Raw genomic sequence first — 25,468 nt, forward strand, 5'->3', positions numbered from 1 at the left:
ACAATCAGAGTTGCTCGACACTTAAGTAACCAACGCACGTCCCCAACACAACCAACCCTTCACCGAGAAAATTCACTGAAAGGTTCAACACACAGTGACTTCCACTACCACCACCCCCGCCATCCTGGTCCTCGCTGATGGCCGCACCTTCCGAGGCTTCGGCTTCGGCGCCACCGGTACGACTCTGGGCGAGGCCGTCTTCACCACCGCCATGACGGGCTACCAGGAGACCATGACGGACCCGTCTTACCACCGCCAGATCGTCGTCGCCTCTGCGCCGCAGATTGGCAATACGGGCTGGAACGATGAGGACAACGAGTCCCATGACGACAAGATCTGGGTTGCCGGCCTAGTTATCCGTGATCTGGCCCGCCGCGTTTCCAACTGGCGTGCCGCCCGCTCCCTGCCGGAGGAGATGGAGAAGCAGGGAATCATTGGTATTGGGGGAATCGATACCCGCACTTTGGTGCGCCACCTGCGCAATCACGGCTCCATCAAGGCCGGTATTTTTTCGGGCGAGGCGACTGAGCGGGACGTCGAGGAACTCATCTCTGAGGTCAAGAACCAACCTTCCATGGCCGGCCTTGACCTGTCCGAAGAAGTCTCGACCGATGAGGTCTATACCTTCCCAGCCGTAGGGGAGAAGCGCTTTACCGTCGTGGCCTATGACATGGGAGTCAAGACCGCCACCCCGAAGCACTTTGCCGAGCGCGGCATCGAGACCATCGTGGTTCCCGCCAACACCCCGTTCGAGACGATCAAGCAGTACAACCCAGACGGCGTGTTTGTCTCCAACGGTCCGGGCGACCCGGCTACCGCTGACACCATGGTCGGCATCGTGCGCGACATCCTTGCTGCCAAGTACCCCTTCTTCGGCATCTGCTTTGGCAACCAGATCCTCGGCCGTGCGCTGGGTATGGACACCTACAAGCTGAAGTTCGGCCACCGCGGCATCAACGTTCCGGTGCGCAACCAGCTGACCGGAAAGATCGATATCACCTCCCAGAACCACGGGTTTGCTTTGGCCAGCCCCTCGGGCAAGGAAGACCCGGCCGGCGAGGAATTCGATACCGACTTCGGCCCGGCAGTGGTCTCCCACACCTGCCTCAACGACAACACCATCGAAGGTGTTGCGCTCAAGGATGGCATGGCGTACTCCGTGCAGTACCACCCTGAGTCCGCCGCCGGCCCACACGATGCCAACCCGCTCTTTGACCAGTTCATCGAGCTCATGACTGAAAAGTCCCCGAACAAGTAGAACGCAACCAGGAAAAGGAAGAAGAAACACATGCCAAAGCGCAACGACATCAATCACGTCCTGGTTATCGGCTCCGGTCCGATTGTTATTGGTCAGGCCTGCGAGTTCGACTACTCCGGCACCCAAGCCTGCCGCGTGCTCAAGGAGGAAGGCCTGCGCGTCACGCTGGTTAACTCCAACCCGGCAACGATCATGACGGACCCGGAGTTCGCCGACCACACCTATGTGGAGCCCATCGAGCCCGAGTTCATCGAGAAGATCTTCCAGAAGGAAAAGGAAGAGGGCAACCCCATCGACGCCGTGCTGGCAACCCTGGGCGGCCAGACCGCTCTGAACGCCGCGGTACAGTTGGACCGGCTGGGCATCCTCAAGAAGTACGATATCGAGCTCATCGGTGCTGATATCGACGCCATTGAGCGCGGCGAGGATCGTCAGAAATTCAAGGACATCGTGGCCTCCATCGGTGGCGAATCCGCGCGCTCCCGTGTTTGCCACACGATGGAGGAGGTCCACGAGACCGTTTCCGAGCTTGGCCTCCCGGTCGTTGTACGCCCATCGTTTACCATGGGCGGCTTGGGCTCCGGCCTGGCCTTTAACGAAGAGGACCTTGAGCGCATTGCCGGCGGTGGCTTGGCTGCCTCACCGGAGGCGAACGTCCTCATCGAGGAGTCCATCCTGGGCTGGAAGGAGTTCGAGCTCGAGCTCATGCGTGACGGCGACGATAACGTTGTGGTCATCGCTTCCATCGAGAACGTCGACGCCCTCGGCGTCCACACCGGTGACTCCGTGACCGTGGCCCCGGCATTGACCCTCACTGACCGCGAGTACCAGAAGATGCGCGACCAGGGTATCGCCATCATCCGCGAGGTCGGCGTCGACACCGGCGGCTGCAATATCCAGTTCGCTGTAAACCCGGATGACGGCCGCATCATCACCATTGAGATGAACCCGCGCGTGTCCCGCTCCTCCGCGCTGGCCTCTAAGGCCACCGGTTTCCCGATTGCCAAGCTGGCAGCCAAGCTGGCGATTGGCTACACCCTGGATGAGGTACGCAACGACATCACTGGCGTGACCCCGGCGGCCTTCGAGCCGACTCTGGACTACGTCATCGTCAAGGCCCCGCGCTTTGCTTTTGAGAAGTTCCCGGGCGCCGATGACACTCTGACCACCACGATGAAGTCTGTGGGCGAGGCCATGGGTATCGGCCGCAACTATATTTCCGGCCTGAACAAGGTCATGCGCTCGCTGGAGGGCAAGCCTTCTGGTTTCTGGACCAAGCCGGATGAGTACTTCGCTGGGGAGCGCGCAACGGACGTGGAGGCCGTTCTCAAGGACCTGGAGCGTCCGACCGAGGGCCGCATCTACGATGTCGAGCTGGCTCTGCGTCTCGGTGCCACGGTGGAGCAGTTGCACGAGCACTCGCACATCGACCCGTGGTTCCTCGCCGAGCTTGAGGCGCTTGTTGAGTTCCGCGAGGAGCTCGTGAGCGCGCCAGTCCTGGACGCTGAATTACTGCGCCGCGCTAAGGTCTTTGGCCTGTCCGACGCCCAGATCGCGGCTCTTCGCCCAGAGTTCGCCGGTGAGGATGGCGTGCGCTCCCTGCGCTGGTCTTTGGGCATTCGCCCGGTGTACAAGACCGTTGATACTTGTGCGGGCGAGTTTGAAGCCCAGACCCCGTACCACTACAGCGCTTATGAAATGGACCCGAACGCTGAGTCCGAGGTGCGCGAGAGCAGCGAGAAGACCAAGGGCAAGGTCATCATCTTAGGCTCCGGCCCGAACCGTATTGGCCAGGGCATCGAGTTTGATTACTCCTGCGTGCACGCCGCCCTCGAGCTTTCCCGTGAGGGCTACGAGACGGTCATGGTTAACTGCAACCCGGAGACGGTGTCGACTGACTATGACACCGCCGACCGTCTCTACTTCGAGCCGCTGACCTTCGAGGATGTCATGGAGGTTTACTACGCGGAGGCCGCTTGTGGTGAAGTTGCCGGCGTCATCGTTCAGCTGGGTGGCCAAACCCCGCTGGGCCTGGCTGAGCGCCTAACGGCTGCCGGCGTTCCGGTCGTGGGAACCTCGGCCGCTGCCATCGACTTGGCCGAGGACCGCGGTGAATTCGGCAAGGTGCTTGCCGAAGCCGAGCTGCCTGCACCGGCCTTCGGCACCGCTACCTCCTTTGAGGAGGCCCGCCAGGTCGCTTCGAATATCGGCTATCCGGTGCTGGTCCGCCCGTCCTACGTGCTGGGTGGCCGCGGCATGGAGATCGTCTACGACGAGGATTCGCTGCGCGATTACATCGAGCGCGCTACCGAGATCACCTCGGATCACCCAGTCTTGGTCGACCGTTTCCTAGATAACGCCATTGAGATCGACGTCGACGCGCTGTGTGACGGCGAGGAGGTCTACCTCGGCGGAGTCATGGAGCACATCGAGGAAGCAGGTATCCACTCCGGTGACTCCTCCTGTGCGCTGCCACCGATGACGCTGGGGCCGGAGGATATTGAGAAGGTGCGGGAGTCGACGCGTCGCCTAGCGCACGGCATCGGCGTCAAGGGCCTGATGAACGTTCAGTACGCCCTGAAGGATGACACTCTCTATGTCATCGAGGCCAACCCGCGTGCCTCCCGTACCGTGCCCTTCGTCTCCAAGGCCACCGGCGTGCCGCTGGCTAAGGCTGCCGCACGCGTCATGCTGGGTGCGTCCATTGCGGAGCTGCGCGAGGAAGGCATCATTCCGTCCACTTACGACGGTGGTTCCCTGCCGCTGGAGCACCCGATTGCGGTCAAGGAAGCCGTGCTGCCGTTTAACCGCTTCCGTCGCCCCGACGGCCAGCTGCTGGATACCTTGCTTTCTCCAGAGATGAAGTCCACCGGCGAGGTGATGGGCTTGGCTGATAACTTCGGTGCCGCCTATGCCAAGGGTGAGATGGCCGCCTTCGGTGAGCTGCCCACCGAGGGCACCGTGTTCGTCTCCGTGGCCAACCGCGATAAGCGCACCCTTATCTTCCCGATTCAGCGCCTGGCCTACATGGGCTACACCATCGTGGCCACTGCCGGTACCGCGCAGATGTTGCGCCGCAACGGCGTCGAGTGCGAGGTGGCCCGGAAGGTCTCGGAAGCTGGGGAGGGTGAGGAGTCCATCGTGGACCAGATCCTCGGCGGCAAGGTCGACCTCATCCTCAACACCCCGGCAGGCTCCGCCGGCGCCCGTCACGATGGCTATGACATCCGCGCCGCTGCGGTATCCGTGGGTGTTCCACTGGTGACCACCGTCCAAGGCGTGACCGCAGCCGTGCAGGGCATCGAAGCCCTGCGCCGCGGAGACCTCAAGGTACGCGCGCTGCAGGAGCTTAAGCATGACCCAGCCAACTAGGAAGACGCCGTCTTTCGGCGAGCGCCTCGTGGCAGCCGGTGCGGAGCGCGGGCGCCTGTGCGTGGGCATCGACCCCCACCCGCACTTGCTGGAGGCCTGGGGCCTGTCGGTTGATGTGGATGGTCTGCGCACGTTTACGCTGCGCTGTGTAGAGGCTTTCGCGGAGACCGCGGCGGTGGTGAAGCCGCAGGTGGCCTTCTTTGAGCGTTTCGGCTCTCGCGGTTTCGCTGTACTCGAGGAGGCCCTGGCGGGCCTTCGAGAGCAGGGCTGTTTGAGCCTAGCGGACGCGAAGCGCGGTGACATCGGTTCCACCATGGCGGGCTACGCACAGGCCTGGCTGGGGGAGGACTCGCCGCTGCGGTCCGATGCTGTGACGGTCTCGCCCTACCTCGGTGTGGGCGCTTTGAGCCCAGTCTTCGACCTAGCGGAGGACACTGGACGCGGGGTCTTCGTCCTTGCGGCGACCTCCAACCCGGAGGCCGTGGCGTTGCAGTCGTTGAGTGTCGACGGCCGCAGCGTGGCGCAACGAGTCGTCGATGAGCTTGCGCAGCGCAATGCGTCTGCGGCTGGGTCAGACAACACCGTGGGTGCTCTCGGCGTGGTCGTGGGCGCGACGGTGGAAGCTCCGCCTGCATTAGACCAATTAAACGGTCCAGTGCTGCTGCCGGGAGTCGGCGCCCAGGGCGCAACACCCGCGGATGTAAGGCAACTCACCGCAGCGGCACCCAAACTGGGCTTTGCTAACGTCTCCAGGGCTATTCTTTCGCAGGGGCCTAATGCCTCTGAACTGCGGAAAGCCGTGGTGGATACGGCGGCGGAGTTCCGGGACTAATACTCAGACCAGGTAGCGGCGTGCTGGATTAACAGGAGCGCTGTTTACCTGGTATTTTGTTTAAGGCATGTGCGTTGACGTGCAGGAACCTTTAAATGAAAGGGGCCGCGTTGCGTCACCGCGTACAGACCAGTGCTAGGATTGCCAGAAGTCGGTTCGTGGAGGTAGCAAAAGCTATCCCGCGCTGGGGAAATCTTCCCACCGTGAGCCGAGATTCTGGTGCTAGCCATCAGATGACAATGTTCGTACTAATGAAATCGGAGGAAACCCGTGGCCCTTCCCAAGTTGACAGATGAGCAGCGCAAAGAAGCTCTCGCAAAGGCCGCTGAGGCCCGCAAGGCTCGCGCTGAGCTCAAGGCTGCGTTGAAGCGCGGCGAGACCAACCTGCAGGAAGTTCTGGAGAAGGCCGAGACCGACGAGATCATCGGCAAGACCAAGGTCTCCGCTCTCCTCGAGGCTCTGCCGAAGGTTGGCAAGGTCAAGGCCAAGGAAATCATGGAGGACCTGGAGATTGCTCAGACCCGTCGCCTGCGTGGCCTGGGTGACCGTCAGCGCCGCGCCCTGCTCGAGCGTTTCGGCTACGGCGAGTAATTAGCACAATGGCTGACGAAACTGCACGCGGGCGCCTGGTCGTTCTGGCCGGGCCGTCCGCTGTGGGTAAGTCCACTGTGGTTTCGCGCCTGCGTGATGATGTTGACAACCTCTACTTCAGCGTCTCAATGACGACGCGCCAACCCCGCCCCGGCGAGACTGATGGGGTGGATTACTTCTTTGTCTCCCCGGAGGCTTTCCAAGAACATATTGATGCCGGTGACATGCTCGAATGGGCTGAGATCCACGGTGGTTTGCAGCGCTCCGGGACGCCGGCTCAGCCGGTGCAGGAAGCGATGGTGGCCGGCCGTCCGGTGTTGGTGGAGGTTGATCTTGCAGGCGCCCGCAACGTGAAGGCGGCGATGCCGGAGGCGGAAACCGTGTTTCTCGCCCCACCATCCTGGGAAGTTCTGGTTGAGCGCCTAACTGGGCGCGGGACCGAACCGCAGGATGTCATTGACCGCAGACTGCATACTGCAGAGACGGAACTTGCCGCGCAAAAGGAATTCGACCACATCGTTGTGAATGAAGATCTCGATGAGGCCGTTGCTGCAATTAGTGCTATCCTGCGTGGATAGACCACGATTTTGACCATCTACCAACAGTAAAGGTGCATGTGACCAACGTGACCACACCTGCCAATTCTGAGGCCGTGAAGCCGGAGCCAGTATTCGATCCGCCGACGGGTATTACCGATCCGCCGATTGATGAACTGCTGGGCAAGGTCTCGTCCAAGTACGCTCTGGTGATTTTCGCTGCGAAGCGCGCACGCCAGATCAACAGCTACTACCAGGAACAGGATGAAGGCGTCTTCGAGTTCGTCGGACCACTGGTAACCCCGGAACCGGGTGAGAAGCCGCTGTCCATCGCCCTCCGCGAGATTGACGCTGGCCTGCTGGACCACGAGGAAGGCAACTAGCCTGCTCATCGTGAAGGCAAAAAGGCAGCTTCTTAAAGTGCCTTAGCGCCATTCTGAATCTAAACCCACCCAAGTGTCTCTCTAGGCGCTTCGGTGGGTTTGCTGTGTCTTGGGTACTATCGGCCGAGTGAAGGACGTACAGAAAACCCCAGATAGTTCAGAGTTGAGACCTGCGTCGACCAAGCCCGCAGGGGGCCGCCGAATCCTTATCGGCGTGGCAGGCGGCATTGCTGCCTATAAGGCGTGTCACCTTATTCGGGATTTTAAAGAACAGGGCGATGATGTCCGCGTCGTTCCCACGGAGGCCGCATTGAACTTCGTTGGGGCGGCCACCTTCGAAGCTTTGTCAGGACACCCGGTCTCCACAACCGTCTTTGATGCCGTGGATGAGGTCCAACACGTTTCCTTGGGGCAGCAGGCTGATGCAGTCGTCATCGCTCCTGCCACCGCGGATCTTATCGCCCGGTTGGCCTGTGGCCGCGCCGATGATCTTTTGAGCGCTTCCGTGCTGGTTGCTACGTGCCCCGTCATCATTGCCCCCGCCATGCACACGGAGATGTGGCTGAACCCGGCAACCCAGGACAATGTGGCAACGCTCCGCCGGCGCGGTATCACCGTGATGGAGCCGGCGCATGGCCGACTCACCGGCACCGATACGGGTGCCGGCCGCCTGCCGGATCCAGAGCAGATAGCGGAGTTTGCTCGTACGATTATCGCGGGGCATCGCGTGAAGCATGATTGGCAGGGCCGGAAGGTTGTGATCTCTGCCGGAGGTACCCAAGAGAACCTCGATCCAGTGCGGTACCTTGGCAACCGTTCTTCTGGACGCCAGGGTTTTGCCTTGGCGGAGATCGCTGCGCAACGCGGGGCGGATGTCACTATTGTTGCTGGAAACACTGAAGCGCTTCCCATCCCTGCAGGCGCTTCCGTGGTGCGCGTGACATCGACGCGGGATATGCAGGAGGCGATGAATAGCGAAGCTGCCGATGCCGACATCATTATCATGGCCGCGGCTGTTGCCGACTACCGTCCCGCGTCCGTGGCGGATTCGAAGATGAAGAAGGGCGCAGCAGACGAGGACTTGGCCAGCCTTGAGCTCGTGGAGAACCCGGACATACTCAAGGGTCTGGTGCAGCGGCGTGAGAATGGTGAAGTTAAGCGCGAGGCAATCATCGTTGGCTTTGCTGCGGAGACTGGTGATGAGACTACTAGCGTGCTCGAGTATGCCCAGCAGAAGTTTGTGAAGAAGGGCTGCGATGTGCTCATGGCTAATGAGGTCGGAGAGGGCAAGGTCTTTGGCCAAGCCACGAGTGCCGGGTGGATCCTTCGTCGCTCTTCCGACCCAGTGGTGGTTGCCCCGGGCTCAAAGCAAGTTGTGGCCGCACAGATTCTTGATGCGGTGAATGAATTGTTGGAAAAGTAGCGCTCGTTCTTGCAGTTATAGACCGCTTGGTCTACGATGGGGCGGTGTTAACAGCCGAGGCGTGGGTGAGGCGAAGTCCTGCCCACGGCGCGCGGAATTAGTTTAAGGAAGATTTGTGACTGATAAAGCTGCTCAGGCGGTGCGCCTTTTTACTAGCGAATCCGTGACAGAAGGTCATCCGGATAAGATTTGTGACGCGATCTCAGACGCCATTCTTGACGCCCTCCTGGAGGAAGATCCTGACGCCCACGTCGCTGTGGAGACTCTCGTGACGACGGGCCAAGTCCACGTCGTGGGCGAGGTGCGCACCTCCGGTTATGTTGAAATCCCACAGATCGTCCGCAAGACCCTTGTAGAGATCGGTTTTACCTCTTCCGATGTGGGCTTTGATGGCCACACCTGTGGCGTCAACGTGGCCATTGGTGAACAGTCCCAGGAGATCGGGGCCGGCGTCGACGCCTCCACAGAGGTACGTTCGGGGACGTTTGAGGATGATGACCAGTATGGCGCTGGTGATCAGGGCCTCATGTTTGGCTACGCAACGAATGAAACTCCAGAGTTTATGCCGCTGCCGATTTCGACGGCCCACCACCTTTCGCGCCGTCTTACCCACGTCCGCAAGGAAGGTATCGTGCCTTCGCTCCGTCCCGACGGAAAGACTCAGGTCACCTTCGCTTACGACGAAAATGATGTGCCGACGCGCTTGGAGACGATCGTGATCTCCACGCAGCATGATCCGGATGTGACCCAGGAGTGGTTGGCCGAGCAACTTCGCACCCATGTCGTCGAGTGGGTCGTGAACGATGCTGAATTGGGCCAGTACTACACCGAAGATACTGAGCTTCTCATCAACCCATCCGGCTCCTTCATTCTGGGCGGGCCCATGGGTGATGCGGGCTTGACCGGCCGCAAGATCATCGTGGATACCTACGGTGGCATGGCCCGCCACGGTGGCGGTGCGTTCTCCGGTAAAGACCCAAGCAAGGTGGACCGTTCCGCGGCTTATGCTATGCGCTGGGTGGCTAAGAATATCGTGGCCGCTGGCCTGGCTGACCGTGCCGAGGTGCAGGTTGCCTACGCCATTGGACGTGCAAAGCCGGTCGGCCTGTATGTGGAGACCTTCGGCACTGCCCACGAGGGCTTGAGCGACGCTGACATTCAGGCAGCGGTGAATAAGGTCTTCGACCTGCGCCCGGCCGCGATTATTCGCGAGCTCGACCTGCAGCGTCCAATCTATCGTCAGACTGCAGCCTATGGACACTTCGGGCGTACCGATGTCGATCTGCCGTGGGAGGACACCTCGCGAGCCGACAGCCTGCGTCGCGCCGCCGGCCTGTAGAATCGGGCCCTATGCCCAAGAAGACACCCGCCGCCCAACAACCGGTCGCGCGGGTGTTGCCTTTGTTAGGGGTGGCCCACTTGGACCGAGAATTCGACTACCTCATTGATGAATCGGATTCACAGGCTGCTCAGCCCGGAGTGCGGGTGCGCATCCGCTTCAATGGTCGTCTGGTTGACGCCATCTTGTTGTCGCGGGCTAGCGATTCCGACTATGCGGGTTCGCTTCGTTATATTGATCGCGTCATTTCTCCTTATGCGGTGTACACCCCGACAATGTCAGCGCTCATCGAATCCCTCGCGGCTCGTTATGGCGGCGTGCGCTCCGACATCATTCGCACCGCGATCCCGGCGCGCCACGCCAAGGCCGAAGAAGCAGACGTGGATACGCCGTGGGAGGAACTTGGCACTGCCGAGTATCCGGATCTTTCCGCGTGGTCGGGCTACCAGCACGGGGAGTCCTTCGTAGATTCGATCTTGTCCGGGCACATTGCCCGGGCAGCCTGGCAGATAGCACCCGGGGAAGACTGGGCCGGTGCTTTGGCAGCCCTTGGAACCAGCGTGGCCCTGCAGGGCGGGGGCGTGCTCATGGTCGTCCCCGATCAGCGTGACTTGGATTGCCTAGAGGCGGCGTTTCGCCGTCACGTTTCTGCCAAACAAATCACTGTCCTCGCGCACAGTACTGGGCCCCAGGCCCGTTATCGTCGCTATCTTTCCGCCTTAACTGGTCAAGCACGGATCGTCATCGGTACTCGCTCCGCAGCCTTTGCCCCAGTCAAGGGCCTCAAGCTGGCCGTTGTCCTCAATGACGGCGACGATAATTTGGTGGATAACCTCAAGCCTTATGCCCATTCGAGGGAGGTGCTTAGCACCCGCTCGGCACAGGAAGGCTGCAGCCTTGTCCTCGCCGGCCATGCGCGCACCGCAGAAGCCCAGTTGCTTGTTGAATCGGGGTGGGCCCACGATCTTTTACCTAGCGACACAGCGCTGGAGAAGAGACGCCCCAACATCCTTGCGGTGGGTGCGTACGGGATTAATCTGGCCCGCCACATGCAGGGCGGGACGACGGCTGTCAGCGGCCCGGCATTTCAGGCCACACGTGCGGCGCTCGACCGCGGTGAGCCCGTTCTCGTACAGGTCCCGCGTAAGGGTTATGCGCCGATTTTGGCTTGTGGGCACTGCGCGTCCCCGGCGCGTTGCCGTCATTGCAATGGCCCCTTGGGTCTGCCTTCCGCTGGTGCTTCGAGGGATGAATCAACAGATTCGGCTGCGCTGCCGACGTGCCGGTGGTGTGGGCGCGTTGACGCTCATTATCGGTGCTCCGACTGCGGCTCGCCGCGGCTGCGCGCCATCGTGCTGGGTTCGGAACGCACGGCGGAGGAGATGGGCCGCGCATTTCCCAACACCCGAGTGATTCAGTCGGGCGGATCCACCATCCTCGATGAGATCCCTACCGGTCCCGCGCTGGTTATCGCTACACCGGGCGCGGAACCGCGCATCGCGGAGGGTGGGCACTACGGCGCCGCCCTCTTGGTGGAAACCGGGGCGCTGCTGGGCCGCCAGGATCTGCGAGCCACGGAGGACACTTTGGCCAAGTGGGCGGCTGCTGCGACTCTCGTCGCGCCGGCACGCGACGGCGGTGCGGTGATCGTTGCTGCCGATGAGCAACTGCCACTCGTGGGCTTCTTGAGCCGCTGGGACATGGTGGGAGCTGCAGCAGCGGAATTGCAGGCACGCCGCGAGGTACGCTTTCCACCTGCTGTGCATATGGCGGCCGTCGACGGCGCCGATGCCTCCCTCGATGCATTTTTGGAGTTGGCGGAACTGCCGGAACATGCGGAGCTACTCGGGCCCGTCCCGTTGCCGCCGGGAGTGAGCCTGCCAGGTGACTATGACCATGAACGCGGCGGTGAGCCGCAGCGGCTATTGATTCGTACCCCACTAGGTCCGCGTTCAGAGCTCGGTCAGGCTTTGAGAAGGGCTAATTCCGTGCGCAGTGCACGCAAGGATGTGTTGCCGCTGCGCATCACCGTGGACCCAATCAACATCGGTTAAGGGCTGCGTTCTTTTCACCCCTAGCGGGCGCGCGCTGCTGGAGGTGAACTATTCTCGGTAGCCGACACACTGTTTAGCCCTCGAGGAGTACCACTATGACTGTGCGCGAGGTTCGCCTTTATGGCGATCCGGTCCTGACCACCCGTGCCGAGGAAATCACCGAGTTCGGGCCGTCACTGGAACGCTTGGCCCAGGACATGCTGGAAACCATGGAAGATGCTGGGGGAGTCGGATTAGCCGCCAACCAGATTGGTGTGACCAAGCGCATCTTCGTCTTCGATTGCTCACACTTTCAAAGCGGCCTGCGCGGTGCGGTAATCAACCCAGAGTGGGAAGCGGTAGGGGAGGACATGCAGTTAGGAACTGAGGGCTGCCTGTCCATCCCAGGTATTTCGCAGCCCACCGAAAGATTCTCCACGGTGCGTCTGCGCGGCTACGACCCGCAGGGCCGACCTGTATCGATGCTGGCTTCGGGGCTTATGGCGCGTTGCATACAGCACGAAACAGATCACCTGGATGGTGTCTTGTTCCTCCAGCGCCTGAGCGACGAACTGCGCAAGGAATCTATGAAGACCATCCGCCAAGCGGAGTGGTTTAACTCATAGCCGCGCGCACGCTCTGACGCCAGCGCGGCCCCACATCGATTAAAAATTAGAACCCCAACAACGTGAACTAAGAAAGGCCTGCCTTCACAGTGCGCATTATTTTCGCCGGAACCCCCGAGCCCGCTGTTGTGGCTTTGCAGAAGCTTATCGAGTCCCATCATGAGGTAGCTGCAGTCATCACTCGGCCCGACGCCCGCCGTGGTCGCGGACGCAGCGTGCATCCGAGCCCCGTGAAAGTCCTAGCTGAGGAACACGGCATCGAGGTGCTCACGCCGACCACCCTCAAGCAGGGCACCGAGGACGGCGATGCATTGCGTGCACGGCTAGCAGAGATCGCCCCCGAGGCCATTCCAGTGGTCGCCTACGGAAACCTGATCACCGAGGACCTCTTGAGCCTTCCCAAGCACGGCTGGGTCAACCTGCACTTTTCCCTTCTCCCAGCGTGGCGTGGCGCTGCCCCAGTGCAGGCTGCTATTGCTGCGGGAGATGAGCGAACGGGTGCTACAACTTTCCGTATTGATCGAGGCCTGGACACCGGGGATATCTTGGCCACCATGGAAGAGACAATCCGGCCCACTGATACCGTGGATGACCTGCTGACGCGCTTGGCGTATGCCGGCGGTGATCTGCTCGTCGAGACGATGAATGGTTTGGAAGATGGCAGCATCACCCCGCAGCCGCAGGCGGGTGAGGCCACCTACGCGCACAAGATTTCCACGGAAGACGCCCGAATCGATTGGACCGCGCAGGCCGATGTTGTCGATCGCCATATCCGTGCGCATACTCCAGGGCCGGGCGCGTGGACCCTATTGGGGGAGTCGCGCTTAAAGGTAGGCCCGGTCAGCATCGTGGAGCCAGCAGAACTAGAGGAGTTGCCAGACACCACCGCGTTGACTTCGCTGCAACCGGGCGAAGTACACGTGGCGAAGAAGGAGGTAGTGGTCGGTACCGGAAGCACCCCGGTGCGCCTAGGCCAGATCCAACCGCCCGGCAAAAAGATGATGAATGCCGCCGACTGGGGCCGCGGGCTTTCTAGCCAGGCTTCCCAAGCAGCAGAGGGCAGCCAGGATGAGGTGAAGTTTTCATGAGTGGAGGTTTCCGATCCCGCAGCAAGTCCGGTGATCCGGCAGCTCGCACCGAGCGCGCCGAACAGCAACGCAGCGGTGGACGCAGAACCGCACGTGGCGGTACTAACCGCCAGACTAAAGGAAAGCGAGAGAATCGAGGCGGACAGCGCCAGCACAGCCGCCGGGACCGACAGCCAGCGTCCTTCATGTCCGCAGCGCGGCGCTGCGGAGTCGATGTCCCACGCGCGGTGGCTTTCGAGGTGTTGCAGCGTGTAGAGGCCGATGATGCTTTTGCCAACCTCACGCTGCCAAAGGTAGTAAGTGCGAACAACCTTAGCGGCCGTGATGCAGCCTTCTCGACGGAACTCACCTACGGCACGCTGCGCAGCGAAGGCGTGCTTGATGCGGTTATCGCCGAGTGCGCTTCGCGCGGCCTAGAGGCCATTGCACCTGACGTTCTCATCGCCTTGCGAATGGGCACCTACCAAGTGCTGTACACCCGCGTTGAAGCGCATGCTGCGGTCGATACCACCGTCCGCCTCGTGGAGGCAGCTGGCCACGAAAAGGCCAAGGGCTTTGCCAACGGCATTATGCGCACCATCACCCGCACACCTGCGCAAGGGTGGCTAGACAAGCTTGCTCCAAAGGAAGAGGTCGCGGCTGTGGCCTTCCGCCATGCCCACCCGGAGTGGATTGCCCGCTCTTTCGGACGCGCCTTGGGCCTGCTGGACGCCGCTGGTGAGAGCAAGCTCAACGCCGAACAGACAGCGGAGTTGGAACGCGCACTCGAAGCGGATTCTGAGCGGCCTCTGGTGCATTTGGTAGCGCGGCCCGGCGAAATCTCTGCGGAAGAGCTTGCGCTCATTACCGGTTGTGAGGAAGGGCGTTATTCGCCTTATGCGGTGTATCTTGAGCAGGGTGACCCGGGCTCGCTAGAGCCCGTCCGTCAGAAGTTGGCAGCGGTCCAGGACGAAGGATCACAGCTGATCGCACGCGCAGTAACGGAAGCTGAACTCATCGGCGACGACACCGGACGCTGGTTGGACCTGTGTGCGGGCCCCGGTGGCAAGGCTGCCTTGATGGGGGCCATCGCCCGCATTGAGGGGGCGGAAGTCGATGCCGTAGAAGTCTCTCCGCACCGCGCTACCTTGGTGGAAAAGACCGTGGGAGACCTACCTGTCCGCGTGCATCGGGCGGATGGTCGTGCGCCGGGTCTCGGTGCAGGCTTCGACCGCGTGCTTGTCGACGCCCCCTGTTCCGGCCTGGGTGCGCTCCGTCGCCGCCCAGAGGCTCGCTGGCGCAAGGCCGAGTCCGATATTGCGGAGCTCAACAAACTCCAGAGCGAGCTCCTCGAATCCGCATTAGAGCTCGTTCGTCCCGGTGGTGTTGTGGTGTACTCCACCTGCTCGCCCGATCTGCGAGAGACCCGAGGCATTGTGGATGCGGCCTTGGAGCGCCATGGAGCTGGGACAGAGGCGCGTATCGAGGAGCTGGATGCGCGGGAGGTGCTGCCGGAAATGGGAGACCTCGGCAGCGAGCTCTCCGCCCAAATGTGGCCGCACCGCCACGGAACAGATGCAATGTTTTTCGCCGTCCTCCGCCGAGTAGCGGACTAGCGCCCCGTGAGGGACTAGGCTGAGTGTCATGTCTGCACACTCGTCTGGTCCCATCATTTCCCCATCCATTCTGGCCGCTGATTTCACCCGCTTGGGTGAGGAGGTTCAGGCCGTGGCCAACGCGGATTGGATCCACGTTGACATCATGGATGGTCACTTCGTGCCCAACTTGTCCTTCGGCCCGGATATTACGGCGACGGTGGACGGGATTACCTCGCAGACCCTCGACGTTCACCTCATGATCGAGGAGCCGGAGAAGTGGGTGGAAACCTACGCCAAGGCCGGGGCTGATTGCATCATCTTCCACGTCGAGGCCGTGGCCGATAAGGAAGCGGCCATCGCCTTGGCCCGCAAGATTCGTGACCTAGGGGTGCGCGCGGGCTTCTCCATCAAGCCAGGCACCCCGATTGAGCCCTGGCTGGATGCCTTGGAGCACTTCGACGAGGTTCTCGTCATGTCTGTTGAGCCTGGCTTTGGTGGTCAGAGCTTCATGCCGGATCAGTTGGACAAGGTTCGCACCTTGCGTGCGGCCATTGACGAGCGCGGCCTCGACGTCCTCATCGAAATCGATGGCGGCATTTCTGCCGAGACGATCCGCTCCGCCGCCGAGGCGGGCTGCGATGCCTTCGTGGCGGGATCAGCCATTTACAAGCAGGCGGATAAGGCGGCGGCCATCGAGGAGCTGCGCCGACTGGCTACGCTGTGAACCCACGTCACGATTCTGCTGTCCTTGCGCAAGCGTTGCGCCTAGCCATGGAGGCCGGCGAGCAGGTGCGCGGTACAACGAGCCCAAACCCACCGGTGGGAGCAGTCATCCTTGATTCCGCTGGGCAGGTGGTTGGCGTCGGCGCAACCCAGCCCCCGGGCGGACCGCATGCTGAAGTCATGGCGCTGCGCGATGCGGGGGACAAGGCACGCGGTGGAACCGCGGTGGTCACCTTGGAGCCCTGCAATCACACGGGCCGTACTGGTCCCTGCGCGCAGGCGCTTATCGATGCCTCCGTATCCGCTGTCTACTACCTCCACCCGGACCCCACCCCGCAAGCTGGGGGAGGGTCAACCACTCTGCGCCGCGCCGGCATCACCGTGGGACAGCTCTCGGAACCGGCAGAAGGAGCAGATGCGCTGGAGCCGTGGCTGTGCGCCGTTGCACTCGGTCGCCCGCACGTCACGTTGAAGTTCGCACAGAGCCTGGATGGTTTCACCGCCGCAGTGGATGGCAGCAGCCAGTGGATCACGGGGGAGCAGGCCCGCGAGCATGTGCACCGTGACCGAGCTCAGCGCGATGCCATCCTTATCGGAACTGGCACAGCCTTAGCGGATAACCCGTCTTTGACGGCGCGCTGTGCGGATGGGTCCTTGCGCCCGCAGCAACCGCGGCGTGTTGTCATCGGCTCCCGGGATGTGTCTCAAGGAGGACAAACCAACCTTGAGAGACTAGGTTTTGAGCACTATGCCTCTCCACAGGAGGCCCTAGATGAGCTATATGCCACGGGTGCCCGAGATATTCTCGTCGAAGGCGGCGCGGGGCTCGCAACAAGCTTCATGGAGCTAGGTTGTGTCGACCGGATCCAGGCTTATATAGGAAATGTCATCCTCGGTGAAGGCAGGGGTGTTCTCACCAGTGCTGTGTCGTCGAACTTGGCCTGCGCCCAAAGATGGCGGCGTTGCGCGGTTACCGAGCTCGGCGAGGACCTGCTTGTGGAATATCGCAAGGATGAAAAGCTTTGAAAGCTGGGAAACATTGAAAGCTGGCAAGCTTTCAATGGGTAGAAGATTCAAGGGCTAGAAGATTTAGAGTGTTAAAAAGAAAGGGAAGTGCGGTCTATGTTTACCGGACTCGTTGAGGAGATCGGTCACGTCGATAGCGTCGAACCGCAGGGTGATGCGGTGCGCTTGGGTATTGCGGCATCTACAGTATTGAGTGACGCGCAGCTAGGTGATTCCATCGCGGTCAACGGCGTGTGCCTGACCGTGGCTGAGTTAGGAGAAGGGACCTTCATCGCCGATGTCATGAAGGAATCCTTAAACCGTAGCTCTCTCGGCGAGCTCGCGGAGGGCTCGCCGGTTAACCTCGAGCGTGCGGTGCTCCCGACGACGCGTTTGGGCGGCCATATTGTGCAGGGCCACGTCGATGGCACCGGGACCTTGCTGTCCCGCACGCCTTCAGAGCACTGGGAGGTATTGCGCTTTAGTCTGCCGGCTGAGCTGGCGCGCTACGTGGTGGAAAAGGGCTCCATCGCGGTGCAGGGGACCTCCCTGACGGTATCGGCTTTGTCAGTTGGACAGGAAGAGCCCGGTGCGGAAGCCTTCTTTGAAGTCTCACTCATTCCCACCACCCTGCGCGATACCGTCTTTGGTTCCATGAAGCCAGGCGCCCGAGTAAATCTCGAGGTAGACGTGGTTGCCAAGTATGTGGAGAAAATGGTTCACCCTAACGCCCACGGCGCGGGAACAGAGGGATAGAGTTAGTCCTTATGAGCGCTGCAGATTCAGCTTTTAGTTTAGATAGCGTCGACCAAGCCATCGCCGACATCGCGGCCGGCAAGGCAGTCGTCGTCATAGATAATGAGGACCGCGAGAACGAAGGCGACCTCATCTTCGCCGCTGAGCTCGCCACCCCGGAGCTTGTGGCCTTTATGGTGCGCTATAGCTCCGGCTACATTTGCGCGCCGCTGCTCCCGGAAGACTGTGAGCGGTTGAACCTACCTCCAATGCTGGCGGTGAACCAGGACGTGCGCCAGACCGCCTACACCGTGACGGTGGACTTGGCTAACGGCTCGACGGGTATCTCCGCCACCTCGCGCTGCGACACCATTCGGCGCTTGGCTGATCCTTCCTCTGAACCGTCGGAGTTCACACGCCCTGGCCACGTGGTCCCGCTCGCTGCCCGCCCGAATGGTGTGCTCGAACGCGATGGGCATACGGAAGCTGCCATCGACCTGGCCCGGCTGGCCGGTCTGCGCCCTGCCGGCGTGCTGTGTGAAATCGTCTCCGAAGAGGACCCCACGGACATGGCCCGCTCGCCGGAGCTGCGTCGCTTTGCCGACGCTCACGGGCTGACGATGATTTCCATCGAGCAGCTCATCGAGTGGCGTCGTCACAACGAACAACAGGTCCGCCGCGAGGTAGAAACCCGCCTGCCCACCGAGTACGGCGAGTTCCGCGCGGTGGGCTATTCGAGTGACGTCGATAAGCGCGAGCACATCGCCCTCTTCGTTGGTGACGTGGAGAGTTATAGCGGTGCGGAGGATGTGCCCGTTCGTGTCCACTCTGAGTGCCTTACAGGGGACGTCTTTGCCTCTCAGCGCTGTGACTGTGGGCCGCAGCTGCAGGAATCCCTTCGTGCGGTGCAGGAAGCAGGACGCGGGATCGTCATCTACCTGCGCGGACAGGAAGGCCGCGGCATCGGTTTAGTGAATAAACTCAAAGCCTATCGCCTGCAGGACAAGGGAATGGACACCGTTGATGCCAACGTGGAGCAGGGCCTGCCCGAAGATGCCCGCGAGTATTCCGTGGCAGGCCAAATCCTGCGGGATGTAGGCGTGAAGTCCGTGAACCTCTTGACCAATAACCCGCACAAGGGCGAGGGTCTACAGGGCTTTGGCATTGATGCCACCGCACGCACCGCGTTGGCTACCCCCGCGACGGCGGAGAACATCAGCTATCTGCGCACGAAGCGCGACCGGATGGGGCATGATCTGCCACAGGTCGCTGAATGGGACCAGAAGCACTCGTAAGGCATTAAGCCGGAAAATCGAGCTGAAAACTAAAACAAAGGAGCACCCAATGAGCAAGGAAGGCTTGCCAACCCCGAAGAATGTCTCGGGTGAAGGACTCCGCGTCGCGGTTGTCACCGCCACGTGGAACGCCGAGATTTGTGATCAGCTGCATCGTCGCGCACTGGAGACCGCTGAAGCAGCCGGTGCCGTTGTGACCCCGCTGCGCGTTGTGGGCGCTTTGGAGCTCCCCGTAGTGGTCCAGGCCGCGGCGCGCACGCATGACGCCGTGGTGGCACTGGGCTGTGTTGTCCGTGGCGGTACTCCGCACTTTGATTATGTGTGTGATTCCGTCACCCAGGGGCTGACCCGCATCGCGCTCGATGAATCCACTCCGGTGGCTAATGGTGTGCTCACCGTCAACGACTATGATCAAGCAGTTGATCGCGCTGGCTTTGCAGACTCCGCGGAAGATAAAGGTGCAGAGGCCATGCAGGCAGCTTTAGAAACCGTGCACACCTTGCGTACACTGGACGAGTCAAACCTAAAGTAGGCTGCCACGCGCAACCACGGCGCCCTGCATATCAGCACAGAGCCGTGGCCTGCCTCAGCGGAGTGATGAGGAGATGGAAAACTCGATGACGGACCCACAGGTGCCCTTGGGCCATGAAGAGCGGGAACAGTCAGCTCACGCCAATTCGTCCTCGCAATCCTTGCGGCCAGCCGCATCGAGCTCTGCGGGGGGCGCACCGCGCATGAGCGAGGAGCAGTTGTTGGCCTATACCAGCGCTGATCCTTTTGCCCAGACCTCATCCAAGCCTTGGGAATATGAAGCGACGTCGCCTTACCTGCGCAAGGTGGCGATCATCTGGATCATCCTCGTCATGGCAGCGCACTTATTTATGGGCTTCACTGTGGGCTTGTCTTTTACCGGCGCAACGGTGACGACTATTGATAAGTTCGCTTTCCCCGGGGTGGGCGTGGTGATTTCGATCCTGTCGTGGTTGGCATTGACTCGGCCGCGACTCCGCGCGAACTCTGATGGGGTAGAGATCCGCAACATTCTAGGAACCCGCTTCTACCCGTGGCAGGTCATCTACGGCCTATCTTTCCCTGAGGGATCACGCATGGCGCGCATCGAGCTGCCTGACTTCGAATACGTGCCGGTTTGGGCCCTGCAGTCAGGTGATAAGCAGAACGTTATCACCAAGGTCCGCTCTTTCCGTGACCTGGAAGCCCGCTACATGCCGCAGGATGACTAGTGGCTGATCCCTCTGAGTACCGCCCCGCGCCCGGAAGCATCCCCACGGATCCGGGCGTTTATAAGTTCCGCGATGAGAACCGCCGCGTCATCTATGTGGGCAAGGCGAAGAACCTGCGCGCGCGGCTATCAAATTACTTCCAGGACATCACCCAACTGCACCCGCGAACCCGCCAGATGGTTCTGACTGCGGCCTCAGTCGAATGGACTGTGGTGGCCAGCGAGGTGGAAGCACTGCAGTTGGAGTACACGTGGATCAAGCGCTTCGATCCACGTTTCAACGTCATGTACCGCGACGATAAAACCTACCCTATGCTCGCGGTATCTGTGGGGGAGACCGTCCCGCGTGCGTTCTTCTATCGCGGCCCACGCCGTAAAGGAGTGCGTTATTTCGGCCCTTATTCCCATGCCTGGGCGGTGCGCGAATCCCTCGATCTTCTGACTCGAATCTTTCCCATGCGCACGTGCGCCAAGGGTGTGTATAACCGTCACGAGCGCTTAGGACGGCCGTGTCTTTTGGGCTACATCGGCAAGTGCGATGCTCCCTGCATTGGCCGCGTCAGCCCCGAGGAACACCGCGAGACGGTCAACCAGCTCATCAGCTTCATGAATGGCAATACCGCCCCGGTGCGCAAGAGGATAACTCAGCGCATGGAGGAGGCGGCGGAGAACCTAGAGTTCGAGTTGGCAGCACGCCTGCGCGATGACCTCGGCGCGATAGACAAATTGATGGAGCAGCAAGCCGTGGTTCTGTCCGATGGGACGGATGCAGACCTCATCGCGTTTAGCTCCGATGAACTTGAAGCGGCGGTGCAGATTTTCCACGTACGTTCGGGCCGCATCCGCGGTCAGCGTGGTTGGGTGGTCGAGCGCTCTGGTGATCAGGCAACGACAGACGTGGTGGAGGAGGGCCAAGCAGATCCGGGTCTGCCGGCACTGATCCAGAACTTCCTCATCCAGTTCTATTCGGATGCCGTCGAGCGTCAGCGCCAAGAGGCTGCCGAGGACGCCAAGTTGGAGCGCAGGGGAGTGGACCAAGAATCCCATGCCGACACACGGCAGGGTAACGCCATTCCTCGCGAGATTCTGGTCCAGGCCCTTCCAGATGAAGCTGACGAAGTCAAGATTGTTCTCGAGGAGTTGCGAGGCGCCCAGATTGACTTGCGCGTCCCGCAGCGCGGCGACAAGCGCGCACTGATGGAGACCGTCGAGAGGAATGCCAAGGAGCAGCTGAAACAGCACAAGCTCAAGCGCGTGGGCGATCTGACTGCCCGGTCCGCAGCACTCCAGGAGCTGCAGGAGGCGCTAGGCATGGATTCCGCGCCGCTGCGCATTGAGTGTACGGATATCTCGCACATTCAAGGTACCGATGTCGTGGCTTCCTTGGTGGTCTTCGAAGATGGCCTGCCACGCAAGTCTGATTACCGCCGCTACCGCATCAAGGAGGCTGCGGGTGATGGACGCTCCAACGATGTCGGTTCCATCGCTGAGGTGACTCGCCGCCGCTTCAAGCATCACCACGATGACAAGCGAGCGGTTCCGGACGAGGAGCTGGAGAACACTACCTTCGCCGAGGAGATGGTGCGCGAAGAGGCTGCGAGCCAGACCAAACGCAGCTCCTACCCACCGCAGCTTTTCATTGTGGATGGAGGCGCACCGCAGGTGGCTGCGGCGCAGGCAGTTTTCGACGAACTCGGCATCGTGGACGTAACCCTCATCGGTCTGGCGAAGCGCCTAGAAGAAGTGTGGGTTCCGGGTGATGATGAACCGGTGATTTTGCCGCGCAATTCGCAAGCGCTCTTTTTGCTCCAGCACCTCCGTGATGAAGCCCACCGTGTCGCCATTTCCTATCACCGCCAGCAGCGCTCGAAGCGTATGCGCTCATCGGTTCTTGATGCCGTTCCGGGCTTGGGGCCCCAGCGTCGTACTGACCTGGTCAAGCACTTCGGCTCGGTGAAGAAGCTCAAAGAAGCCAGCGTGGAAGAGATTGCTGAGGTCAAGGGTTTCGGGCCGAAGTTAGCGCAAACAGTATTTGATCATCTTCACGCTTCCTAAGAAGGCTTGGCTGTCGAGATAATTCCCACCGAGGACTCTGAATAGGTGGTAAGAATGGAAGCCATGACGCTGTTTGATTCCCCACCCATTTTGATCACCGGCATGTCAGGCGGTGGCCTGACGTCGGCGGCTAAAGTGCTGGAGGATAAAGGCTATTACGTAGCCCACAACATTCCCCCCAAGGCAATCGTTGACCTACTCAAGTTGTGCGCGAGCCCGGAATCCCCGGTTTCTAAAATTGCCGCGGTGACCGATGTGCGCTCCCGCTTGTTCCCGGGTTCCTTGGCAGAAACTCTTGATGAACTCGAGCAGTTAGACATGAAACCGACACTGCTTTTCCTCGACGCGCGGGATGATGTGCTCATTCGCCGCTTCGATTCAGTTCGTCGTACGCACCCGCTGCAGGACGGGGAAACCCTCAAGGCGGGCATTCAGCGCGAGCGCGCAGCAGTACAGTCCATCCGTGACCGCGCGGATATCATCATTGATACGACCAATCTGTCTGTCCACGACCTGCGCCGCGCGATCGAGGCCTCTTTCGGCGAGATGGGTCATGAGCTACAGCACGTCACGTTAGAGTCCTTCGGCTTCAAGCATGGCTCCCCGCGTGACGCAGATCTTGTCGTCGATGTCCGCTTCCTTCCCAATCCTTATTGGGTGCCTGAATTGCGGGGATACCGCGGTACTGATGAACCGGTCGCAGACTACGTCCTCTCCCAGGACGCCGCTGAACCCTTCATTGATCACTTCATCACCATGCTTGACTCGATGCTTTCCGGCTACCGGCACGAGGGCAAGAACTTCATTACCGTAGGCATCGGGTGCACCGGTGGGCATCACCGATCTGTGGCCGTTACGGAGGAGATTGCTCGCCGTCTCAGGGAGCGCGGGGATCTGGATGTGAGCACACTGCACCGTGACATCGCCCGGGATTAGGTGCGATAAGATAAAAATTCATTCCTTACCCTTGGATGACCGAAAGCTAATATTTCCGTGACGTCTCTCCCTACCCACATGGCTAGCCTGGGCGGTGGCCATGGTCTTTATCAAACCCTTTTGGCTGCGCGCCGCACCGGCGCGGAGGCGATCTCTGCCATCGTCACTGTGGCTGATGACGGCGGTTCTTCCGGACGGCTGCGCCGCGAGATGGACATTATTCCGCCGGGTGATTTGCGCATGGCGCTCGCCGCGTTGTCGAGTGACTCAGAGGAGGGCCAGATGTGGGCCTCAACGCTGCAGCACCGCTTCCAAAGCACCGGCGCCATGGCCGGCCACGCGGTGGGTAATCTCCTCATTGCCGGACTCACTGAGGTCTTGGGGGACTTCCAAGCGGCGCTTGACGCGGTGGGACGGCTAACGCAGTCTGCGGGCCGCGTGCTGCCGGCTGTGAATCTGCCGCTCGATATCGAAGCCGACGTGGCCGGGCTTGACGACGATCCCCGCATCATGCGCTCTGTCCGCGGCCAAGTCGCCGTGGCGTCCACCGTGGGGCAGGTTCGCCGCGTCCGGATCATCCCGGAGAAGCCACAGGCCAATCCGGAAACCATCGCGGCCCTGCGCGATGCGGACCTCATCACCTTGGGCCCGGGATCGTGGTTTAGCTCGGTGCTTCCACACGTCCTCGTACCGGAGATTGTCAACGCAATTACGTCCTCGGATGCGCTTCGCGTTGTGGTACTTAACCTTTCCGCGGAACCAGGGGAGACCCAGGGCTTTTCAGCTGAGCGCCACCTGCACGTCTTAGCGCAGCATGCGCCAAACCTGCGGGTAGACAAAGTAATCGTCGATGGTTCTGGTCTTCCGAATGAGTCGGAGCGAGTTTTCGTGCAGCGTGCGGCCAGCGTGCTCGGTGCTACGGCGGTCTTCCGCGATGTGTGCCAGAGCGATGAGAACGGACATTCTCTCAACAAGCATTGCCCAGACAAGCTCGCGCAGGTACTGACTGAGCTTTATACCGACTATGCCGCTCAGCGCGATTCTTCAGCGGGTGCCCCGGGCACTCACCGCGGCTAAGTGCACGATAGACTAAGTGGCATTCATCGCTCACCGCAGCGTCGCTGCGCTTCACAGGCGCGGTGGTGCGTGCTGTGTATGCACGAGCTCAAGGCCCTTCTAGGGCCAGTTGCACCACTGCTGCTTTCTGCGGTGAGTTACATCAAGAGTTGAAAGGGGAGGCACGAGGTGTCTGCGTCATTGACCGATCAGGTCAAGGAGGAACTTACGGCGGTGTCCGTACCGCGCCAGTCCGCTCGTGCGGCGGAGGTTGCCGCGATCCTCAGGTTCGCCGGCGAGCTCCACATCACCGGAGATAGGGTGATGTACGAGGTCGAATTGGAATCGAAGAGCGTAGCCACTCGCTTGGTCACCGCACTCGACGAGTTGTATTCGATTTCTGCGAGCACCCACGTAGCCGGCCCCGCCGCATCCTCTAAAAAGAGCAGAGTGCAGGTGCGAATCACTACCGGGGCCAAGGAGTTGACTAGGCGCCTGGGGTTGGTGACCCGCTCGGGTCACCCAGTCGTGGGCCTGCCACCGCAAGTAATCTCCGGCTCTGTTGCGGATAATGAAGCAGCTTGGCGCGGCGCCTTTTTGGCGCAAGGTTCGCTAACCGAGCCGGGCCGGTCTTCAGCGCTGGAGGTGACCTGTCCTTGCCAGGAGGCAGCACTCGCTCTCGTAGGCTGCGCGCGTCGTTTGGGTGTAGCGGCGAAAACTAAGGAGACCCGCGGGGCCGATCGCGTCGTGGTGCGTGATGGCGATGCCATTGGTGCGTTGCTGACCAGAATGGGGGCCCAAGAGACTCGACTGACGTGGGAGAAGAAACGTATCCAACGCGAAGCCCATGACACCTCCCGCCGCCTAGACAACTTCGATGACGCCAACTTACGCCGTTCTGCCCGTGCGGCAGTTACAGCTGCGGCTCGCGTCGAACGCGCCATGGTTATCTTGGGCGATGACGTCCCGGAACATCTCGCGGACGCCGGCCGCCTACGCGTGCAGCACCGCGAAGCTTCCTTGGAAGAGCTCGGACGCTTGGCTGATCCGCCGATGACCAAGGACGCGGTGGCTGGGCGTATTCGCCGCCTGCTTTCTATGGCAGATAAGCGCGCGAAGGAACTTGGTGTGCCGGATACGACGAAGGCAGTGACAGAGGAACTTTTTGAGGAATCCTAGTCTCTCGTCTTAGCCCCAGACGCAGTCGAATGTTGTGCCCGTTCGGGCACCATCGCGACCGTCTGGGGCAATTTTTTGACTATCGATGGTGAATTTATGACCGGCGATAACCGGTTTATTTTTGGATTCACCCGCTCTTTTTTGCTTTAGTGAGATATCCCACCTTGCCCTCTTTAGGGCCAACAT

22 protein-coding genes are annotated in these 25,468 nt (G+C 61.0%); all 22 read left to right on the forward strand.

Going from position 1 to position 25,468, the window contains the following annotated elements:
- Positions 1 to 94: 94 nt before the first annotated feature.
- A complete protein-coding gene (gene carA, locus HMPREF2943_RS01275; RefSeq protein WP_070710599.1) occupies positions 95 to 1,258 on the forward strand; it encodes a glutamine-hydrolyzing carbamoyl-phosphate synthase small subunit in 1,164 nt (387 codons plus the stop codon).
- Between the two features lie 30 nt (positions 1,259 to 1,288).
- Positions 1,289 to 4,630, forward strand: coding sequence for a carbamoyl-phosphate synthase large subunit (carB, locus tag HMPREF2943_RS01280; protein WP_070710600.1), 3,342 nt, complete (start codon positions 1,289 to 1,291; stop codon positions 4,628 to 4,630).
- Entirely contained in the window at positions 4,614 to 5,462 is an 849-nt protein-coding gene (pyrF, locus tag HMPREF2943_RS01285) for an orotidine-5'-phosphate decarboxylase (RefSeq protein ID WP_070643437.1), read from the forward strand. The genes carB and pyrF overlap by 17 nt, the downstream gene beginning before the upstream one ends.
- Before the next feature lie 270 nt (positions 5,463 to 5,732).
- Positions 5,733 to 6,053 carry an integration host factor, actinobacterial type gene (gene mihF / locus HMPREF2943_RS01290; protein WP_010186801.1) on the forward strand — a complete coding sequence of 107 codons (321 nt, stop codon included), beginning with the start codon at positions 5,733 to 5,735 and terminating at the stop codon, positions 6,051 to 6,053.
- A gap of 8 nt (positions 6,054 to 6,061) precedes the next feature.
- A complete protein-coding gene (gene gmk / locus HMPREF2943_RS01295; RefSeq protein WP_070444933.1) occupies positions 6,062 to 6,631 on the forward strand; it encodes a guanylate kinase in 570 nt (189 codons plus the stop codon).
- A 38-nt stretch (positions 6,632 to 6,669) separates the two neighbouring features.
- A complete protein-coding gene (gene rpoZ, locus HMPREF2943_RS01300; RefSeq protein WP_010186799.1) occupies positions 6,670 to 6,972 on the forward strand; it encodes a DNA-directed RNA polymerase subunit omega in 303 nt (100 codons plus the stop codon).
- Positions 6,973 to 7,135: 163 nt separating this feature from the next.
- Entirely contained in the window at positions 7,136 to 8,395 is a 1,260-nt protein-coding gene (gene coaBC, locus HMPREF2943_RS01305; RefSeq protein WP_070710601.1) for a bifunctional phosphopantothenoylcysteine decarboxylase/phosphopantothenate--cysteine ligase CoaBC, read from the forward strand.
- Positions 8,396 to 8,510: 115 nt separating this feature from the next.
- Entirely contained in the window at positions 8,511 to 9,734 is a 1,224-nt protein-coding gene (gene metK / locus HMPREF2943_RS01310; protein ID WP_070444927.1) for a methionine adenosyltransferase, read from the forward strand.
- 11 nt (positions 9,735 to 9,745) lie between these two features.
- Complete coding sequence (locus HMPREF2943_RS01315) at positions 9,746 to 11,788, forward strand: primosomal protein N' (RefSeq protein ID WP_070710602.1); 2,043 nt, start codon at positions 9,746 to 9,748, stop codon at positions 11,786 to 11,788.
- Between the two features lie 95 nt (positions 11,789 to 11,883).
- Positions 11,884 to 12,393 (forward strand): peptide deformylase, encoded by a 510-nt coding sequence (gene def, locus HMPREF2943_RS01320; RefSeq protein WP_070643449.1) that lies wholly within the window; start codon positions 11,884 to 11,886, stop codon positions 12,391 to 12,393.
- Positions 12,394 to 12,482: 89 nt separating this feature from the next.
- Positions 12,483 to 13,481, forward strand: a complete 999-nt coding sequence (fmt, locus tag HMPREF2943_RS01325) for a methionyl-tRNA formyltransferase (protein WP_070710603.1) — start codon at positions 12,483 to 12,485, stop codon at positions 13,479 to 13,481.
- Complete coding sequence (locus tag HMPREF2943_RS01330; protein WP_070444916.1) at positions 13,478 to 15,076, forward strand: RsmB/NOP family class I SAM-dependent RNA methyltransferase; 1,599 nt, start codon at positions 13,478 to 13,480, stop codon at positions 15,074 to 15,076. The genes fmt and HMPREF2943_RS01330 overlap by 4 nt, the downstream gene beginning before the upstream one ends.
- Positions 15,077 to 15,104: 28 nt before the next feature.
- Positions 15,105 to 15,782 (forward strand): ribulose-phosphate 3-epimerase, encoded by a 678-nt coding sequence (gene rpe / locus HMPREF2943_RS01335; RefSeq protein ID WP_070444913.1) that lies wholly within the window; start codon positions 15,105 to 15,107, stop codon positions 15,780 to 15,782.
- Positions 15,779 to 16,807, forward strand: coding sequence for a bifunctional diaminohydroxyphosphoribosylaminopyrimidine deaminase/5-amino-6-(5-phosphoribosylamino)uracil reductase RibD (gene ribD, locus HMPREF2943_RS01340; RefSeq protein ID WP_083315633.1), 1,029 nt, complete (start codon positions 15,779 to 15,781; stop codon positions 16,805 to 16,807). The genes rpe and ribD overlap by 4 nt, the downstream gene beginning before the upstream one ends.
- A 96-nt stretch (positions 16,808 to 16,903) precedes the next feature.
- Entirely contained in the window at positions 16,904 to 17,542 is a 639-nt protein-coding gene (locus HMPREF2943_RS01345) for a riboflavin synthase (protein ID WP_070710604.1), read from the forward strand.
- An 11-nt stretch (positions 17,543 to 17,553) separates the two neighbouring features.
- Entirely contained in the window at positions 17,554 to 18,816 is a 1,263-nt protein-coding gene (locus tag HMPREF2943_RS01350) for a bifunctional 3,4-dihydroxy-2-butanone-4-phosphate synthase/GTP cyclohydrolase II (protein ID WP_070444907.1), read from the forward strand.
- Positions 18,817 to 18,865: 49 nt separating this feature from the next.
- A complete protein-coding gene (gene ribH / locus HMPREF2943_RS01355) occupies positions 18,866 to 19,348 on the forward strand; it encodes a 6,7-dimethyl-8-ribityllumazine synthase (RefSeq protein ID WP_070444904.1) in 483 nt (160 codons plus the stop codon).
- A gap of 202 nt (positions 19,349 to 19,550) precedes the next feature.
- Entirely contained in the window at positions 19,551 to 20,057 is a 507-nt protein-coding gene (locus HMPREF2943_RS01360) for a PH domain-containing protein (protein WP_236659274.1), read from the forward strand.
- Positions 20,057 to 22,111, forward strand: a complete 2,055-nt coding sequence (gene uvrC / locus HMPREF2943_RS01365) for an excinuclease ABC subunit UvrC (protein WP_070710605.1) — start codon at positions 20,057 to 20,059, stop codon at positions 22,109 to 22,111. Before HMPREF2943_RS01360 ends, uvrC begins: the two co-directional genes overlap by 1 nt.
- A 54-nt stretch (positions 22,112 to 22,165) precedes the next feature.
- Positions 22,166 to 23,047 carry an RNase adapter RapZ gene (gene rapZ, locus HMPREF2943_RS01370; protein ID WP_070643459.1) on the forward strand — a complete coding sequence of 294 codons (882 nt, stop codon included), beginning with the start codon at positions 22,166 to 22,168 and terminating at the stop codon, positions 23,045 to 23,047.
- Positions 23,048 to 23,125: 78 nt separating this feature from the next.
- Complete coding sequence (gene yvcK / locus HMPREF2943_RS01375; RefSeq protein WP_070643462.1) at positions 23,126 to 24,124, forward strand: gluconeogenesis factor YvcK family protein; 999 nt, start codon at positions 23,126 to 23,128, stop codon at positions 24,122 to 24,124.
- 168 nt (positions 24,125 to 24,292) lie between these two features.
- Positions 24,293 to 25,282 (forward strand): DNA-binding protein WhiA, encoded by a 990-nt coding sequence (gene whiA / locus HMPREF2943_RS01380; protein ID WP_070444889.1) that lies wholly within the window; start codon positions 24,293 to 24,295, stop codon positions 25,280 to 25,282.
- Positions 25,283 to 25,468: the final 186 nt, after the last annotated feature.

The sequence above is a fragment of the Corynebacterium sp. HMSC072D12 genome (genome assembly GCF_001813925.1).
Classification (GTDB): Bacteria; Actinomycetota; Actinomycetes; order Mycobacteriales; family Mycobacteriaceae; genus Corynebacterium; species Corynebacterium aurimucosum.

Bases quoted from the DNA above. Each gene is read 5' to 3' on its own strand.
- yvcK (WP_070643462.1), top strand. From the start codon at position 23,126: ATGGCTAGCCTGGGCGGTGGCCATGGTCTTTATCAAACCCTTTTGGCT.
- carB (WP_070710600.1), top strand. From the start codon at position 1,289: ATGCCAAAGCGCAACGACATCAATCACGTCCTGGTTATCGGCTCCGGT.
- pyrF (WP_070643437.1), top strand. From the start codon at position 4,614: ATGACCCAGCCAACTAGGAAGACGCCGTCTTTCGGCGAGCGCCTCGTG.
- HMPREF2943_RS01315 (WP_070710602.1), top strand. From the start codon at position 9,746: ATGCCCAAGAAGACACCCGCCGCCCAACAACCGGTCGCGCGGGTGTTG.
- rapZ (WP_070643459.1), top strand. From the start codon at position 22,166: ATGGAAGCCATGACGCTGTTTGATTCCCCACCCATTTTGATCACCGGC.
- HMPREF2943_RS01330 (WP_070444916.1), top strand. From the start codon at position 13,478: ATGAGTGGAGGTTTCCGATCCCGCAGCAAGTCCGGTGATCCGGCAGCT.
- gmk (WP_070444933.1), top strand. From the start codon at position 6,062: ATGGCTGACGAAACTGCACGCGGGCGCCTGGTCGTTCTGGCCGGGCCG.
- rpe (WP_070444913.1), top strand. From the start codon at position 15,105: ATGTCTGCACACTCGTCTGGTCCCATCATTTCCCCATCCATTCTGGCC.
- ribH (WP_070444904.1), top strand. From the start codon at position 18,866: ATGAGCAAGGAAGGCTTGCCAACCCCGAAGAATGTCTCGGGTGAAGGA.
- HMPREF2943_RS01350 (WP_070444907.1), top strand. From the start codon at position 17,554: ATGAGCGCTGCAGATTCAGCTTTTAGTTTAGATAGCGTCGACCAAGCC.
- def (WP_070643449.1), top strand. From the start codon at position 11,884: ATGACTGTGCGCGAGGTTCGCCTTTATGGCGATCCGGTCCTGACCACC.
- HMPREF2943_RS01360 (WP_236659274.1), top strand. From the start codon at position 19,551: ATGAGCGAGGAGCAGTTGTTGGCCTATACCAGCGCTGATCCTTTTGCC.
- HMPREF2943_RS01345 (WP_070710604.1), top strand. From the start codon at position 16,904: ATGTTTACCGGACTCGTTGAGGAGATCGGTCACGTCGATAGCGTCGAA.